This window comes from Carboxylicivirga litoralis, from assembly GCF_025499605.1.
In the GTDB taxonomy this organism is placed as follows: Bacteria; Bacteroidota; Bacteroidia; order Bacteroidales; family Marinilabiliaceae; genus Carboxylicivirga; species Carboxylicivirga litoralis.
In genome coordinates this window covers 1-16,102 of the sequence record NZ_JAFMVC010000025.1, presented here as the reverse complement: position 1 = coordinate 16,102, position 16,102 = coordinate 1, and the positions used below count along the sequence as shown (strand labels likewise).

13 protein-coding genes are annotated in these 16,102 nt (G+C 39.3%); 1 reads left to right on the top strand and 12 read right to left on the bottom strand.

Annotated elements, in window-relative coordinates; genetic code table 11:
• Window positions 1-19: 19 nt before the first annotated feature.
• The 5 genes from J1N10_RS17360 to J1N10_RS17340 all read right to left on the bottom strand — a co-directional run bounded on the left by J1N10_RS17360 (window position 20) and on the right by J1N10_RS17340 (window position 10,003).
• Complete coding sequence (locus J1N10_RS17360) at window positions 20-2,752, bottom strand: SusC/RagA family TonB-linked outer membrane protein (protein WP_262328002.1); 2,733 nt, start codon at window positions 2,750-2,752, stop codon at window positions 20-22.
• A gap of 28 nt (window positions 2,753-2,780) precedes the next feature.
• On the bottom strand, window positions 2,781-4,607 hold the full coding sequence (locus tag J1N10_RS17355) for a RagB/SusD family nutrient uptake outer membrane protein (protein WP_262328001.1): 1,827 nt from the start codon (window positions 4,605-4,607) through the stop codon (window positions 2,781-2,783).
• Window positions 4,608-4,625: 18 nt separating this feature from the next.
• The gene (locus J1N10_RS17350) at window positions 4,626-7,886 is read right to left on the bottom strand and encodes a SusC/RagA family TonB-linked outer membrane protein (RefSeq protein ID WP_262328000.1); all 3,261 of its coding nucleotides are present in this window, start codon (window positions 7,884-7,886) and stop codon (window positions 4,626-4,628) included.
• 477 nt (window positions 7,887-8,363) lie between these two features.
• Window positions 8,364-8,792 carry a RidA family protein gene (locus J1N10_RS17345; RefSeq protein ID WP_262327999.1) on the bottom strand — a complete coding sequence of 143 codons (429 nt, stop codon included), beginning with the start codon at window positions 8,790-8,792 and terminating at the stop codon, window positions 8,364-8,366.
• Complete coding sequence (locus tag J1N10_RS17340; RefSeq protein WP_262327998.1) at window positions 8,789-10,003, bottom strand: pyridoxal phosphate-dependent aminotransferase; 1,215 nt, start codon at window positions 10,001-10,003, stop codon at window positions 8,789-8,791. Before J1N10_RS17340 ends, J1N10_RS17345 begins: the two co-directional genes overlap by 4 nt.
• A gap of 150 nt (window positions 10,004-10,153) precedes the next feature.
• Between J1N10_RS17340 and J1N10_RS17335 the strand changes: the two genes are divergently transcribed.
• Window positions 10,154-10,564 (top strand): Lrp/AsnC family transcriptional regulator, encoded by a 411-nt coding sequence (locus J1N10_RS17335; RefSeq protein ID WP_262327997.1) that lies wholly within the window; start codon window positions 10,154-10,156, stop codon window positions 10,562-10,564.
• A gap of 1,220 nt (window positions 10,565-11,784) precedes the next feature.
• Here J1N10_RS17335 and J1N10_RS17330 read toward each other — a convergent pair.
• The 7 genes from J1N10_RS17330 to J1N10_RS17300 all read right to left on the bottom strand — a co-directional run.
• Complete coding sequence (locus J1N10_RS17330) at window positions 11,785-12,771, bottom strand: type II toxin-antitoxin system HipA family toxin (RefSeq protein WP_262327996.1); 987 nt, start codon at window positions 12,769-12,771, stop codon at window positions 11,785-11,787.
• A gap of 191 nt (window positions 12,772-12,962) precedes the next feature.
• The gene (locus J1N10_RS17325) at window positions 12,963-13,289 is read right to left on the bottom strand and encodes a HipA N-terminal domain-containing protein (RefSeq protein ID WP_262327995.1); all 327 of its coding nucleotides are present in this window, start codon (window positions 13,287-13,289) and stop codon (window positions 12,963-12,965) included.
• On the bottom strand, window positions 13,286-13,507 hold the full coding sequence (locus J1N10_RS17320) for a helix-turn-helix domain-containing protein (RefSeq protein WP_262327994.1): 222 nt from the start codon (window positions 13,505-13,507) through the stop codon (window positions 13,286-13,288). Before J1N10_RS17320 ends, J1N10_RS17325 begins: the two co-directional genes overlap by 4 nt.
• Window positions 13,508-13,892: 385 nt before the next feature.
• Window positions 13,893-14,348, bottom strand: coding sequence for a DUF5675 family protein (locus J1N10_RS17315; RefSeq protein ID WP_262327993.1), 456 nt, complete (start codon window positions 14,346-14,348; stop codon window positions 13,893-13,895).
• Window positions 14,349-14,588: 240 nt separating this feature from the next.
• A complete protein-coding gene (locus tag J1N10_RS17310) occupies window positions 14,589-15,059 on the bottom strand; it encodes a holin family protein (protein ID WP_262327992.1) in 471 nt (156 codons plus the stop codon).
• A gap of 466 nt (window positions 15,060-15,525) precedes the next feature.
• A complete protein-coding gene (locus J1N10_RS17305) occupies window positions 15,526-15,720 on the bottom strand; it encodes a hypothetical protein (RefSeq protein ID WP_262327991.1) in 195 nt (64 codons plus the stop codon).
• Between the two features lie 58 nt (window positions 15,721-15,778).
• A partial coding sequence (locus J1N10_RS17300; RefSeq protein WP_262327990.1) for a hypothetical protein occupies window positions 15,779-16,102 on the bottom strand: 324 nt, incomplete at its 5' end.

Genomic DNA, 16,102 nt, shown 5'->3' with positions numbered 1-16,102 from the left:
ATCAGATTTAATGCGCTTACTAAAAGTTAATATTAACACCCAGGTAATAAGTCTTCATTGGAGGATAGCCAATCCATGAAAATTCAGGATCAGTATATTTCCAATCGCTTAGTGTTAACACATTCATACCTCTAAAAAATAATCGAACCTTATCCATTCTAACTCTGCTGCTCAGATGTTCTGGTAATGAATAACCCAACTCCACGTGGCGCAACTTGACAAAATCTGCTTTGCGAACCCAATACGATGAGCTTTGATAGTTATTCATATTAGTCAGGCTCAGACGAGGAAATCCATCTTCTTTTGCTATCTCAGTCACTCCATTTCCTTTAATAAACGGCTGATACATGGCATTATCATGGATGGTTATGTCACGATTCATTTGTCCTTGAAATAGAGCTTCAAAATCGAAATTCTTATAGTTGAATCCTATCTTTAAACCTAAATCAATATTTGCCAATCGATTACCAATCATTGTCATATCGCGCTCGTCAATAATGTTATCACCATTCAGGTCGCGGTATTTTAAATCACCTTCAGCAACTGGTCCAAAAGTTTGAATTGGCGCCAAAGTAGCATCTTCCCCAGCTTCATAGTACCCTTCAACTTCATAACCATAAATGGCATTGTACGGGTCTCCGGTTTTATTAAGGTGCGATAAATTGCCTTCACTCAACGATTCGCCCATCTCCTCAATGCTATTATCGAAATAGGATAACATGAAATCGGCATACCAATTAAAGTCGCCTGGCTTGGAAACAAATCCGATTTTAGTATCAAAACCAGTATTATGAATCTCACCTATATTTTCAATTGGTAAGGTTGCACCGGTAACAGCTGGTCTGCTGTAATCTATATAAAGTACATCAGTGCGCTTATCCATAAAATAATCGAAGGTGAACGATAATTGTTTGATGAATTCCAAATCAACACCTACGTTTATTTTCTCAGAAACTTCCCATTTTGTATCAACATTCGCCAGTCTTCCGGGCTGTAAACCATACATCATCTCCCAATCCTGACCAATTGGGAAAGAACCACCTCCGGTATAGAATTGATTGTATGGGTATCGACCACTGGCATATCTGTTTAAGCCGGTAATTCCATAAGATGCTCTTAGTTTACCAAATGAAAGTAGTTTTGAATCTTCAAGAAAACTCTCGTTTGAGAAAACCCAACCGGCAGCTGCTGATGGGAAAAATCCATAGCGATTACCTTCAGCATACTGGTCAGACCCATAGTAGCTGGCTGCAGCCTCAAACAAATACTTGTTGCCATAAGCATAGCTCAGACGTCCTCCAACACTATTCGTCACATAAGGCGTTAAATCAGTGTTCGCCTTCGATTCCTTATCACTTTGGAATCGTGCCATAAACGTTAGTTCATGCTCGTTGGATGCTGGCATTTCATATAATACCTGAGCATCAAATACTGAAAAACGCGTACTTGCAGCGTTGCTCCAGTTATTATATTCTGTATTTTCTCTGTACGAATAATACTCGTAATTATCATCATACCCGGGAGCAATTTGCTTCACTTGAAAATATCGCCAGGTTCCATCAGAGTTATTAGCACTATGGTCTAGCACATAACCAATGCTTGCAGATAAACCTTGAGTAATAAAATCAAAATCCTGTGTCAGCTTAAAACTTGCATTCAAATACTGATCAACCACTTTATTACGGCCTGATGTTTCCAACATTGCCACCGGATTGTTCAATAAAAGTGATGTTCCGCCATAACTACCATCTGGGTTCTTAATGTTAAAAGCATTTGCCGGTAAGGTATATAGTGCGTTCCAGATTTCAAATGTATTATTAGCAGGGTATCCTTTATTATCAAAGTTTCCGGCTAAATCCATCGAAAAGATCGTATTCTTAGTCACTTGTAAATCAAAATTCGATCGCACATTAAAACGTGTCATATTGGCATTGGAATTCATATCCGGGTTTTCCGGCTTATAAATGCCATCATTGTATAGAAAGCCAAAATTGACAAAATACTTTATAAAATTGGAGCCTCCGCGTATTCCAAGATTGGCCTTAGAAACATTTGTCAATTTCTTGATCACTTCGTCTTCCCAATTCACATCGGGAAAACGAGGGCTTGTTCCGGCAGAAGCAATATCCTCAGCAGAATATTTTGCAGACAAACCATCATTAACAGCCGCCTGATTATACATGGTCATATATTCTTTTGCCCCCAGCACATCAACAGTTTCGTATGGCATCTGCACACCTGACTGAACAGAAAAACTGATTTGTGTCTTCTGCTCCAAACCGCGCTTAGTAGTTACAACAATGGCTCCATTAGCACCTTTCATGCCATAGATGGCCAACGCTGCTCCATCTTTTAAAACTGAAATAGACTCAATCTCTTCCGGGTTGATAAATGATAAGTCACGTTCGTAACCATCAACAATAATCAAAGGATTAACAGATGCACCTCTGATTCGTAACCAGGGTAAATCCTTCCCTGGCTCACCACTCGCCTGAATGACAAATAAGCCAGGTAATCTTCCATACAATGAATTTCCTAGGTTAGTAGCAGAGCTTTTTTCTAACTCCTCACCACTAACTGTTGATATTGAAGATGTCAACTCGCCAAAGCTTTGTTGCCCATAAGCAATATTCACCTTCTTATCGATTTTTTCTGAATTAACATTCAAGCTGTCTGTTTGCGACCATCCACTTATGCTTATGGCAAACAACATTAAGAATGAAAAGTAAATTATATTATATTTTCTCATCATATTTACATTTAAGCATTAATAATAATGTTTACCAACCAGGGTTTTGGTATAACCCTTCTGTATTATTCACCCAATTGCTATGGAATGGATGGAAGTACATTTTTTCGTTGAAAATTCGACTAAAATTAATGTTGATACGCGATACAGCACCATTATTGATAATGACACCTCCCATATACGTTGTTAGCTCATCTCCTTCTTTCCAACGACGTAAGTCAAAGTAACGTTGTGCTTCAAGGAAGAACTCAACTTTACGCTCATATTTAATCGCATTATGAAACTTCTCTTTATCGGTGGCTCCCTTATAATTTGCAGCATCATAATTAGGCATTCCAGAACGACTTCTAACTTCGTTTAAGTAAAAAATGGCATCCGCTGTTGGTGCTCCATTGTACTCACTCAATGCCTCTGCATATAAAAGATAAAGATCTGCTAAACGTAATATTGGATGTACCGGTTGATAAGTAATTGATTGACTCTCACCAAGAGCTTCATTCACAAATTTACGTGTCATAAAACTGGTTTTAAACTCAGCGTGGTCACCATGTGTCCGATCAGGCACTGTTGGATCGGCATCAAAATTGATTAGCTTATCGTTATAGTTTTCTCCGAATTTTGAGCCATGATACACAACATTCTGATAAAATCGTGTGTCACGATTGGCATGATAATTCTGGTCAGTATATCCGGCATCAATACCAGCCTGTGAGATAATTGGTTTTGTTGGATCATTATTTTCGTATCCATCAATTGGAAAAGCTCCATTGCTCAACTGATAAGCATCGATATGCTGAATAGTTGGCTGATACATCACATCGGTTCTGTTATACCAACCAATACCATAAGGCCAGTTCATCATATTATTACAATACTTCCATCCACCCTCACTATTGACAGTCTCAAAGGTTTGATAGAGTATGTGCTCATTCGTTAATTTTATAGCCAAATCATAGATATTCTTTTCTTCACCTGACCCTTTATACAATCCATAACCTGCTGCATGAGCAGCATCAATGGCCTCTCTACAAGCATCAGCTGCCCGCTTCCATCTTTCATTACTAAATGAACCATAACCCAATACTTCTGGATGTTCATAACCGGAAGCATAACCTGGTGTTTCACCATTATACAAAGGACTGGCAGCATAAACCAATATCTTTGCTTTTAAAGCCTTGGCTGCTACACTGGTAAAGCGTCCTTGCCAGCGATCTTCCCATTGTTCAGGCAACAAATTAGCTGCCACATCCAGGTGAACAACCATACTATCAACAAAGTCTGAGAAACTAGGTCGTGGTATCACATCTTCACTACCATCTAATCGCTTATTGACCCAAGGCACCGTTCCCCATAACTTCATTGCTTTGAAATACTGATAGCTCAGGTGGGCATGTGCCTCCCCTGTCATTTTATCCACATAGGCAGCATCTTCTTCTGAAACAGTAGGAATTGTTCCAGCCTTTTCAATAAAGGTATTCGCACCTCTTACAGCAAAATACAACCAATTGAGTCCATACATCTGGTTAGATGCTGAATTGACTGAACCGGCAATATAATTTTTACTATTTCCCAAACCTTTATGAGAAGGGTATAAATCATCCCCAATCTCAGACCAACTAGCATATCCTTGTGGATTATCCCACCAATTGAGTGCAATATTATCAGCACCAAAATAATCGTCATGGTAGAGTAAAAAGATGGACTGTTGGGCATTACTTGTTGAAACAAAGACTGTATCTATTGTAACATCTGAACCGGCAGGTTTCTCTAAAAAATCACCTTCACAAGCTCCGAATATTGTCGCCAATACAAGTACGAACCCAACTATTTTAAAATATTTTATCATATCATTTTTCATATCAGATTCAATTAACTATTAAAATTGTACACTTACACCAACGTTAAAAATTCGAGAGCTAGGATATCGTAGTTCTCCATTGGTTGTTTCCGGATCGATATATTTTATATCGGTAAATGTTAGTAGGTTCAAACCGTTTGCATATACTCTTAGGTTATCAAGACCTAGGCTTTCAATAAATTGATTGTTTTTATCAAAGGTGTAACCTATCTCTACACTCTTAATCCTTAGGTAAGTGGCATCCTGATACCAGTAGGTTCCATTAAAACTCCAGTTATCATTAGTTTGCGTCAAACGAGGATAGTTAATCGTTTCGCCTGCTTCATACCTTTCAGGTGTATAGCGTTCCAATACATAATTCATAATAGAACCTTTGGTCGGCACAGGACTATAATTAGTGCGTGAATTGATTGAATAATTCGTAGCACCCTGCAGCAGCACTGACAACGAAATATTGTTGAATTGTACACCTGCATTTAATGCAAAGGTAGATTCAGGGAAACTAACCATATCAATGTAACCGGCATCCAGGTTGTTGATAACCCCATCATTATTTCTATCAATAAACTTCAAATCCCCGGCCGAGACATCGCTTCCGGTATTAAAAATTTCATAAGCCTGATAAGAACCTTCATCTGCACCTGGATTCAGTTCACTGTAACGTTCCCATAATTGTTGTCTATAAGCGTTTGCTTCCTCAACTGTTCTAAAATAATCTTCTTGCTGGTAGCCCCATATCTCACCCACGCGTCTTCCGGTTTTAGCTCTATAGTCAAACTCTTGCTCCGGTTCGTCCATCTCAATAATCTCATTTCGGGCAAAGGAATAATTCATATTAACCCAATACCTTCCACTATTTGTTGGCTTGTTCCAACCAAGCTCAATTTCATAACCTTTGTTTTTAACTCGTCCAAGGTTTAGTGCCAAAGCACCCGTCTGCTGATAAATGGGAACTACATTTTGATTGATTAGGATATCCTTGCGATCTTCCGTAAAATAATCGGCCTTTAAGCTAATCAATCCTTCTAAGAATGAAAGGTTGATACCATAGTTGATTTTAACCGCTTTTTCCCAGGTAACATTAGGATTACCCGCTGCACCCTGATAGGCAACAGGGTATTTTTGCACCTCTCCCGGAACTCCAAAATTAATTCCTAGTTCTCTCCATCCTGTATAATTATATACATCCATATTATACTTATCTGGTAGGTAGAGGAAACGTTGATTCATCTTATCATTTCCAACCGTACCATAAGAGAATCTGAACTTACCATAGGATAATATTTTTTCACCGATTAGATTCTTAAGAAATGGCTCCTCTGTGAAAGTCCAACCTGCTGAATATGCAGGAAAGAACCCAAACCGCTTTCCTTCAGCAAAGTTCTCTGAACCGTTATAACCAAGGTTATAATCCACCATATATCGATTCTTATAGTTATAAGCTACACGACCAACCATACCTAAATAAGCACGAGGTATTTCATTCCAATAAGACTGTGAAAAATGTGACTTTTCAGCATTAAATAAGACTAAGCCGGTGAATGAGTGGTCGCTATTAAACGTTCGCTTATAATTTAAAGCTCCCTCATAATACTCTTTCCTTGATTTACCTTGACTGGTTGAGTTATATGGTAAAACATCTTCGTTGTTCTGATAAAACACAACTGAACCATCTGCTTGTACATCTGGTTTCCAAACGGGTATTTTCTTCGGATCCTTACTTCGATTAATGTAATTTCTGAAATAACTTATGACTGAAGCAGTACCTTTAAAAGATAGTCCTTGAGTAATAAAGTCTAATTTCTGTTCTAGAATAAGGCTATAATCAGCTGTATTTTGTAATTCAATATTATAACCCCTGATATCACTGTTGAGCAATACTGAGTTGGCGTTATCCTGCAACATAACTACTTTTCCATCATGCATATAACCATCCCACGGTGCCGAGTGGTTGAGCATGTTCCAGTAATATGAACGAGATGGTTCAGACCCTCCCTGACCTAAACCTACATTTCTGTTATAACTACCGCCAATATTTATTTTTGCTAACGTTGTCTTACTTATGCTAACGTCCATATTGGTTCGGTAATTGTAACGCTCGTAATTGGTTGTTTCATCAATGTTAGGATTCAGATTTTCGAACAAGCCACCTTGTTGGAAATAACCTAATGAAGCAAAATACTTTACTCTCTCTGTTCCGCCGTTGATTGTAAAGTTATATTGCTGCTGCATCGCATTATCCTTAAACATTAAATCTTCATAGTTAGTACTGGGATACAAATACTCGTCTCCTGCCTGTACAGGTGAACCATCAACCACGCCTTTGAATCGTTCTCTTACAGCCTGTGGATAAGGAGCTGACGGATCAGTGGAATTACCAGCGAAACCTAGGTATTCGTTTGCTAAAGCAGTTTGCTGGTAACTATTAATCAAATCATAATCCACTGTTGGTTGGACTAACGCTACATTAGCCTTAAAGTTAATTTTTGCAGGCCCAAGTTTTCCTCGCTTGGTTGTTACCAAAATAACACCATTAGCACCTCGAACTCCGAAAACAGCAGTAGATGAGGCATCCTTAAGGATGGACAAAGATTCTATTTCGTTTGGATCTAAGTAGTTTAAAGCTAATTGATCCCTCTCTATTCCATCAATTAATATCAATGGATTTGAACCAGCTCCGGCATCCAATGTTCCAATACCACGTATCTTAATAGTAGGAGCATCTTTGCCTGGGCGTCCTCCTGCTTGATTAGTTATCAGACCTGGTAAGCGCCCAGCTAAAGCCTGAGTTACTGTACTAACAGGCTGCGCAACAATCTCTTTGGATGAAACAGTTGACATAGCACCCGTTACAGTTTCTTTCTTTTGAGTACCATAGCCAATCACCACTACCTCATCCAAATCCTCTGTATTCTCAAGCATAACGATATCATACACAGAAACACCACCTGAAATAACGATTTCTTGTGTCTCAAAACCAATATATGAGACGATGATTGTACCTTGGTTTGGCACGTCTAAACTATAATTACCATTTATATCGGTAATTGTACCTGTTGCTGTACCCTTGATAATGATACTAACACCAGGCAACGGGGCATTTGTTTTATCAACAATTACACCTGTAATTCTTGTAACCTGCTGACTTACTCCTCCCGACTTATTCTTTGCACTTGATGCGTCTATAGCCGTTGCACCTAAAAAGAACAAAGCCAGGAGTAATACTTTAATAGGCATTAAACCTATACAGTCTAGATTTTTCCTGTTCCTAGATTTCATATGATTTAGTTTAAATTAACTTTTACACACTTTAGTTAACATTGCAAAACTATCCTAACAGTAAGCAATTTCAAATGGATATTTAATGCTAAATATGGACTATTTAATTATTTGCATTAATTGTATTCAAAAAAATGAAAGTTCCTTATTTATTTGCATGCAGATATGATTCCATCATAGTTTAGTAAAAAAAAACTTTAGTTCGGAACACCTAATACTCAAAATAGAAAAAGCTAAATAGTGATTCAAATATCATATCAAATACTATTATTCCTAATCAATACAGATGATTTACTATTTGGAAGAATAAAATAAAATGAAATAAAAAATTAGTAATCCAAACTATAAATAAGCTGCAATCTCATATATATGCCTGTTATTTTCTAAACCTTATTAAAACAAGACACATAAAAGATAAAACGAAAAAAGAGAATTAAGATGCAATACAAATAGACTATTAACTTATAAAATGCAATATTAACTTACCGTTGCTATCAATGAGATTTCGACCATTGCATTCGATGGTAATGAAGAAACACCAATAGCTATCCGACTCCCAATACATTTCACCCCAAACTTTTCTATCAAAGCATCTGTTGCATAATCTGCTACTATTGCATGGTATAAAAAATCCCTCTCTGCATTTAAATAAACATTAAGTCGAAGTATTACAGACAATCGTTCTCCTTCATTTAAGCATGACTCAGCTGCTGCAATCGCATTTGACGTGGCAAGCTGCACAGCCTCTTTATATCTATCAATTGGTTTATCTGCTTTTATTTGCCCGATAAATTTCAGTTTTCCTGCCTTTCGCGGTGTCATACCTGAAGTATATACCACATCCTTGTGACGTACAGCCGGTAAGTATTTCCCTTGGGGTATCGGTTGTACTGTAATAGTACTCATAATCGATAAATCTCTACCATTTTAACAATTCGTTTAACAGCCTCAGTAGCAACATGATGCTTCTGTGAAAAATTCAAGCGAATACTATTTGTACAAAGTGGTGCAAACTCTGTTCCCGATGTAACAATAACGCCTGCCTGATGGCGTAGTAAGCGCACAAAAGTTGTTAAGTCAACTTTTAACTGCGGCAATTGTGGAAACAAATAACTACCTGCCTGTGGTCTTGCAACCTTTAGTCCTGCCGATCTGAAAATATATAGCAAATCATCCCGTATAGCTTCATGCTCACAAATGCGATTATCCAGCCAACCATCGGGCTCATTAAACCATTTCCTTAACACTCCCTGGTTATAACCTGCTGCGCGCAAGGAAACAATCGCTTGAAGACGTTCCATTCTATCAATTATCTCCGGTGTTCCGACTGCCACTCCCAAACGAAACCCACTTAATGATTCTGTTTTTGATGGACCCATAATGGTTATCAAGTTATCTGGCTGCACATCTGCAGATCGGAGATGAAAAAAGGATTCTCCACTATATAGCATCCTTGAATAGAGTTGATCAACAATCAATGTCACACCATACATCTTAGCTAGAGTTGCTATTTTCAGAACAGTTGCTTTAGAATAAACATGTCCGGTTGGATTATTTGGTGTAGAAAACACAAACACCTTAACACCGCCCTTAAAACTCTCTTCAAGTATTTTTAAATCCAATCCATTTAAAGTTTCTTCTTCCAGGTAATTAAGAGGTATAGCCACCATATCTCCTCCTAAGAACTTTATTAACTTCCTATTGGCAAAATAGTCTGGCTCCACAATAGCAACTTTTACCCCTTCTGTAACTGTAGCAGCTAATGCAAGAAATAAGGCTCCTTGTGTTCCTGGAGTAATAATCAGCTCTCGATTGGCATCAATTATTCGTCCGGTAAATTCGGCAAGGTTTTCTGATAGTTTGCTTCGTATCTCGCTCAATCCTCGATATTCAGTATAGGCCTGTGAACTACCCTTACTGTAACTCTCCATCCATACTTTAGCAGTTTCAGGTATGGGAGTAAAAGCATCAATATCTCCATGCGAGAAGTCAACTGCTACGCCGTCTAATTTCTCACCTAGCATAATTGAATCGAGATTTATTTCATTCTGACGCATTTCCTGACCAGGAGCATTTTCTGCATCAATAGCTTTAAATTTTTCATCAAGTAGTATCATATAACCCTTATTGGTTAATTTTAGAAGAGAATATATACATCCATTTTGCAAAATTACCCTCTAAGACCTATTCAGCTAAACTGATTTAAAGGTTTTTTATTAATTTCACCATTGTTTCAATTAAATATTAATCATATATCAGTTTATTCAATGGCAGACACAATAGACAAGCAACTACTAAAGATACTAAAAGAAAACTCCCGTCTTTCTTTTGCCGAATTAGGTAGGAAAATAAACCTGTCGCCTTCGGCTGTAAGAGAGCGAGTTCAAAGACTGGAAGAATCAGGTATTATTAAAGAATATACTATTATCATTGACAATAAAAAGCTCGGAAACACATTAGAAGCATTTATGTTGCTCAAAGTCTTTCCTGGAAAATTGAAACACGTCATCGAAAAAATAACTCATTTCCCAGAAGTAAAAGAAGCACATCGCATTACCGGCAGTCAGAATATACATCTTAAAATCACGGTTAAAAGTCAACTTCATTTACAAGAGTTGTTAGATAAATTAATGACTTATGGAGACACAACAACTTTCCTTATACTATCAGAAATTTAGATTTTATGAATAACATACTTTTCTTGATTTTGGGCGTTCCCTTCGGTCAGGCTTTCCGCACTCGCTTTCCGTCTATCGCCGCAAGAGCTCAAACAAATGCTCCAATCCTTAACGCAATCCCCACACCAAACAGTCTCACGCTATAACTTTTACATTCTTTTAACAGGTCCATCGGTGTGAGTCATCCCTTGTCAGCAAAAGCTCATGCCAGGCTTTCGCAGCCCTATTTTCCTTATTTATTATCAAAGGCATTCAAATAGCGCTGCTCACTAAAGTCAATCTCTCCGCTCTAACCGACATTACCCGGTCATCGAGCGAAGTCGAGATGAGCCTGTCATGCCCTTTGCAGTTCCCACGGTCTTCCTCACGGCAGCTCTCCTTGTGTCTCGGGCACATTGTCATCTCAGCCTGGCGTTCCGCCACTTCGTTGGGCGTAGCGTCACGCTACGTCTGTTCTGCCAATAAACCCTCACCACAACCGCTGCCAGTGTTAGGCTCGCCTGCTAGTCGCGGCGGGCATCGGGCTGCTACGCCCTTCGGGTCATATTATTTGCTCTGGCCTCCGTTCACACTCCGCTCCCCAGTACCTGCAGTCGCCTCACCTCATTCGCATTTACCCGGCTCATACTTCACCTGGTAACCACTCACTCGCCTCAGCCACTTCGCCACCCCACGCAAGTATGCACTTCTAACATCTTTCTGATATTATAGTCACTATATATGCAACCAACCGGTCACTGAGCGGAGTCGAAGTGCACACTTACCTTTCCCACGTTTGGCTTAGCGTCCCGCTACGTCGCTCTCCGCACACTCCATATTCACTCCACCCACAGCAAATAATCCGCCAGCCCTCGGCTTGTCCGTTCCATACTTCCACTGCCAAGCTATGGCACTTTCCACTTCCTTTGGTCGCTCTCAATCTGCCACCCTTGCTCCACTCGCAGTCGGCTCGACCCGCCATTCCACCGCAAACCACTCATTTGTTAGGCTTAGCGTCCCGCTACGTCAACTTCATTCGTTCATTGCGCTTCCATCCCCACGCTAGCCGCAGGCGCTTGTCCCTATTCGTACTGAAACTTGGAATGTCGCAAATATTTACTAAAAATGCGACATAATTCGTTTGTTAAAAGAAAGGATAGCGATGTATTAAACCCACATCAATTGTCCTGATTATTAACACGCTGTACTTAACACTTTATAAGTCTTTTGCAATCTTACAGTTATTTCCGGCTTAGTTTTTTTAATCGGGTTAAATACGCCTGTTCGTAGTTGCGTTTCAATTTATCAGACAGATAAGAGTGGCTAATTAAACGAAGGACTTCATCCTTTTTTGACGTTAATAGATTAAAAATTTCATCAATCAATTTTGCCGTTATTCCAGCCATCTGCCCAAGCTTATAAAACTGCTCATTCACTTTTCCAATCGCTTGGGCAGGAGGCAACAAGCCATCGTCTAGTGCAAAATCTTTATCCTCAATATGGATGCGGCTATTTAGTAAGTCATAAGCCGGACTCAATTTATAATCTCCGAACTCAGTTTGTATGAGTGAAAAGTTTTTGAAGTGTGCATCTCCATTTGAAAACAAGTAATTAAACAATATAATCTTTAGGAGCTTAGGAGCTTCAATATTGTAGGCTGGAACAAATTTTTTCATGATCTCAAATAATTCAAGATAGCTACCCAGATATTTATAGTTTGTGCCATGTGTTTGTGGTGTTCTTTGTGCTAACGAAGCAAAATCTTCTTGTGCCCACTTCGTGTTGTCATCTTTAACATCAAATCGTTTTGTAATATATGCTGGTTCTCCATTCCTAAAAAAAATGAGTGCGTTCTCGGCAGTTTCTATATTAAAAACCTGCCTGGCTATCTGCATCGTTAAATGCTCATTGGAAGGCATCATTTCAGGATGCTTACCTGCACCTGGTTGAGGCTTCAGAATGTATTGTCCTTGTTCACCTTGGTTAATGAGGCGTAATTTGTTCTTGTCCAACAAAACAGAGAACTTTTCTTGTACACCTGAAATAGACATCCTTTTTCGATTATCCTCAAACAGTTCATCTGTTACTTCGTTGGTAGCTGGCGACTCATAAGGTAGTATATGACTGACCTTTTTCCCTTTAAAAACTCGTTTTAAAGCGGTTGATGAATAGGTTTTATTCCCTTCTTTCAATGTGCCTGGGCAATTTTGGATATCAGGTAAACTCATGTATTATCAGTTTTAATCAATATGATTCCTCGAGGCTTGCCTCGGGGTCCGCTTTTTTCTCCCTTGAATTTCAGGGGAGATGGCCGATTTATATCGGTCAGAGGGGTTAATAAAAGAAAACTCGGTTTTCTGCGATAGCAGAAATAAAGTCGCCGAAATACTCCGTAGGCTTGTCTCGGGGATAGGTGACTTTAAGAATTTTCTTTAATAATTCTAACGGCACCAATGGTGTCATAGCTCGCAGTAGTTAGTAATAAGCCAAAATGGTCTTCTTTATCAATTCTCATGGCATGACAAACAATTTGTTTATTAGTCCCTTCTGGCAACATATTATAGAAAAACGGGAACAAATACTCAGACTGATATTCTTGCAGATTTTTAGGCAGCGTAAGACTTATAGGTGGTTTATCCGTCGCATTAAACCATGCATCATGGTAACGATACACAAATGTTCCATTATCCAGTTGAGTAAGCAAACCTGCCTCCTCATTCTTATAAAGAACCTTAGCTTGTCTCATTTATCAGGATTTAGTTGTTTTACTTGTAATGTGAGTTCTAAGCCTAGTGCATCAGCTAATTTACTAATCGTCTGCAATGTGGGATTGCCTTTCCCACTCTCAAACTGTTTTAATGTTCTAAGACTTACACCCGATAGTTCTGCTAGCATTTCCTGGTTGACCTGCAGCATTTCTCTACGAGCTTTAATGGTTTTTATTAATTCCGAAAAGTGCAACATAATGCTCTATTTATGCCAAAAATAGAGAATAATTTAATTACACACAATAAAAGAGCATTAAACTGCACTATTTATATGATTTCGCATTCCTAATTGTATTTTCCGGTATAAAAGTGCAATAAACTACACTTCGAAAAGCAAAAATAAACCATCACACTTCAATCTCAACCTGACTCCCCAGCAGCACCTCACACCGAACATCATAAATCTAACATCGTATATCTCACATCCAGTACCCGCCTTCAAATCCTTAAACAAAAATCTCCCAGCCTAACAAATAGTAAAGGTCAAGCCCTACGGGTTCGGGCTACGCCCTCAACCTTGACTTATTTGCCAGGCTGTAAAAAAGGTGGTTTAAGGGTTTAAGGCTAGATGTATTCAAGTTTCAATTAATATCACAAACTTGCAGATAGACTGAGTCACCATTAATTAGAGCATCCCTCATAACAGCATAAACCCGATTATACGCCATCGTACTACTCCCGATAAAACCATCCTTTACCTGGTTATTATTAGCACTATCCCCAACAAGTAAACATCCAGCCGTATCGTCATCGTCATTGCCTTTATGAATCAGTATATCTGTAAAACCAGGCACATCCATAATCTGCAGCATCCCCTTATGAAAATCTGCACCATATTTTCGCAGATAGCGCCAATGATGGCCTCCAAAAGTTCGCAATTCAACCTGATAACGCCCTGCAGAAATTCGGGTTTCACCCATCACCTTAACCGCCCTGTGCTCATCCTCCAACGTATAGCAGGCAAACACCCCATCAATAAACAACAGCCCCAAAGTACTCTCCTCAGAACTACTATATCTCACAACCTTTAATTCCATAATGTAATTTTTAGCCATCCTGTAAATCAACTCTGATATCACCAATGTAGATGGGGCCCCACTGGAAAAAGCGAAAGAAAGAAAAATTTGATACCAAGCTGCTAATCCTTTAAATTTTTCCTGTAGCGTTTGCATAGTGGGTCATCGAATGGTGTAATCAGCGGACTTTTTGCCAACTTTTTTGACTGTAGAAAAAAGTTGGAGCCTTTGCGGCTTGAGCAAGCCCACCCGGCAGGGGATTCATTTCTTCTTCATCATTTCACTCACCAACGGCGCCACATTCTTCACTGCCCGTTCCCCAAACAAGAATCCCAACACCAAAAAATTAATAATCCAAAATGCCGATTCAAGTTTCTCATTACCCTTCAACGACCAGTTACCCGCAAACACCATATAATCCATATACGCCACAAAATAGCCCCACAAAGGCCGTTGAGCACCACGCATAAACAACACCAACTTACCCAACCACCCCGATTGATGCAGGTCCTTAGCCGTGCCCTCCAAGTCTTTTATACGCTGATTAAACTCCTGCTCTGCCTCTAGGGATAGTCTCACAGCCTCCACCTCATGCCGGTGCTGTAGTTCCAAAAGCTCCGTTTTTATCTGCCGCTTCTCAGCGCCGGTCGTCACAAATCGGTCGATGAGCTCACCCACATCCTTAAAAACACTATTTCCCAACAAAGCCGTCACCTTCTCTAAAAACTTCATCTTCATCTCATTTTAAAATTTACCCTTCTGATATCACCAATGCAGATGGGGTACCCACTGCAATAAGCGTAGGAGAGAAAAATTTGATACCAAGCTGTAAATCCTTTAAATTTTTCCTGTAGCGTTTGCATAGTGGGTCATCGAATGGTGCAATCAGCGGACTCTTTTGTTTACTTTTCTCGACTGTAGGAGAATTGAAAATCGTGAATACAATAAACAATTAAATATATCATGAACAAAAGTAAAAGCCCTTGCGGCTCGAGCAAACCCGGAGCGAATAGTCCCGATACTTCGGGAGTAAGACAACTACTTAAAAAAGGCTCTTGAATCCAACAATCCAAGAGCCCTCCAACACACACTTTATCAACGACCGTTGTCGCCAAAACCAACCTGCCCCGAGTTCGAGAATCTTGATTTTGTTATCAAAATCTTAGATGAATTTAATCGGGAAACCTAATCGATAAAACTATGAATCTTTCCTTGAGTGATTCTTCAAAAAATACTTCAGCAACCACGATACACCAAAACTCACCACCGTCCCAAGTATCGTATAAAACACCGTCTCCACAACACCCTCAAATGATATCCCATTCAGCACACTAATTAAGGTGCCACCCAGGAAACCAACTTTCCCACTACCATTCAATGAAGCCTCACTCATATTAAGTCTTTTTTAAGCCAAGCTGTAAATCAACTCATGTCTAATCTCTATAAGGTGGTTACACCTTATCCACCTCCACAATCGCCATTGGATTATGCGTCTTTGTCTGAATCGGATACATATGACCATTCACCTCCTGATGGTATTCAACACCAACCACGATAAATACCGGATGAGGTAAATCAGCAGAAATCGCACTATCCAGATTGATAGCAGCCTGCTCCAATGCAGATAATTCCACATCTGCACTATCTTTCACATCCACTTCGTAGCTCTGGTTGCCAAAGTCAACCGCAGCTGTCGCCAGAATGAAACGAACATGTGTAGCTCCCTCCACTTGTGGAATCTCTTCACTCGGATTAAAAGCATCAATAGCCAACTG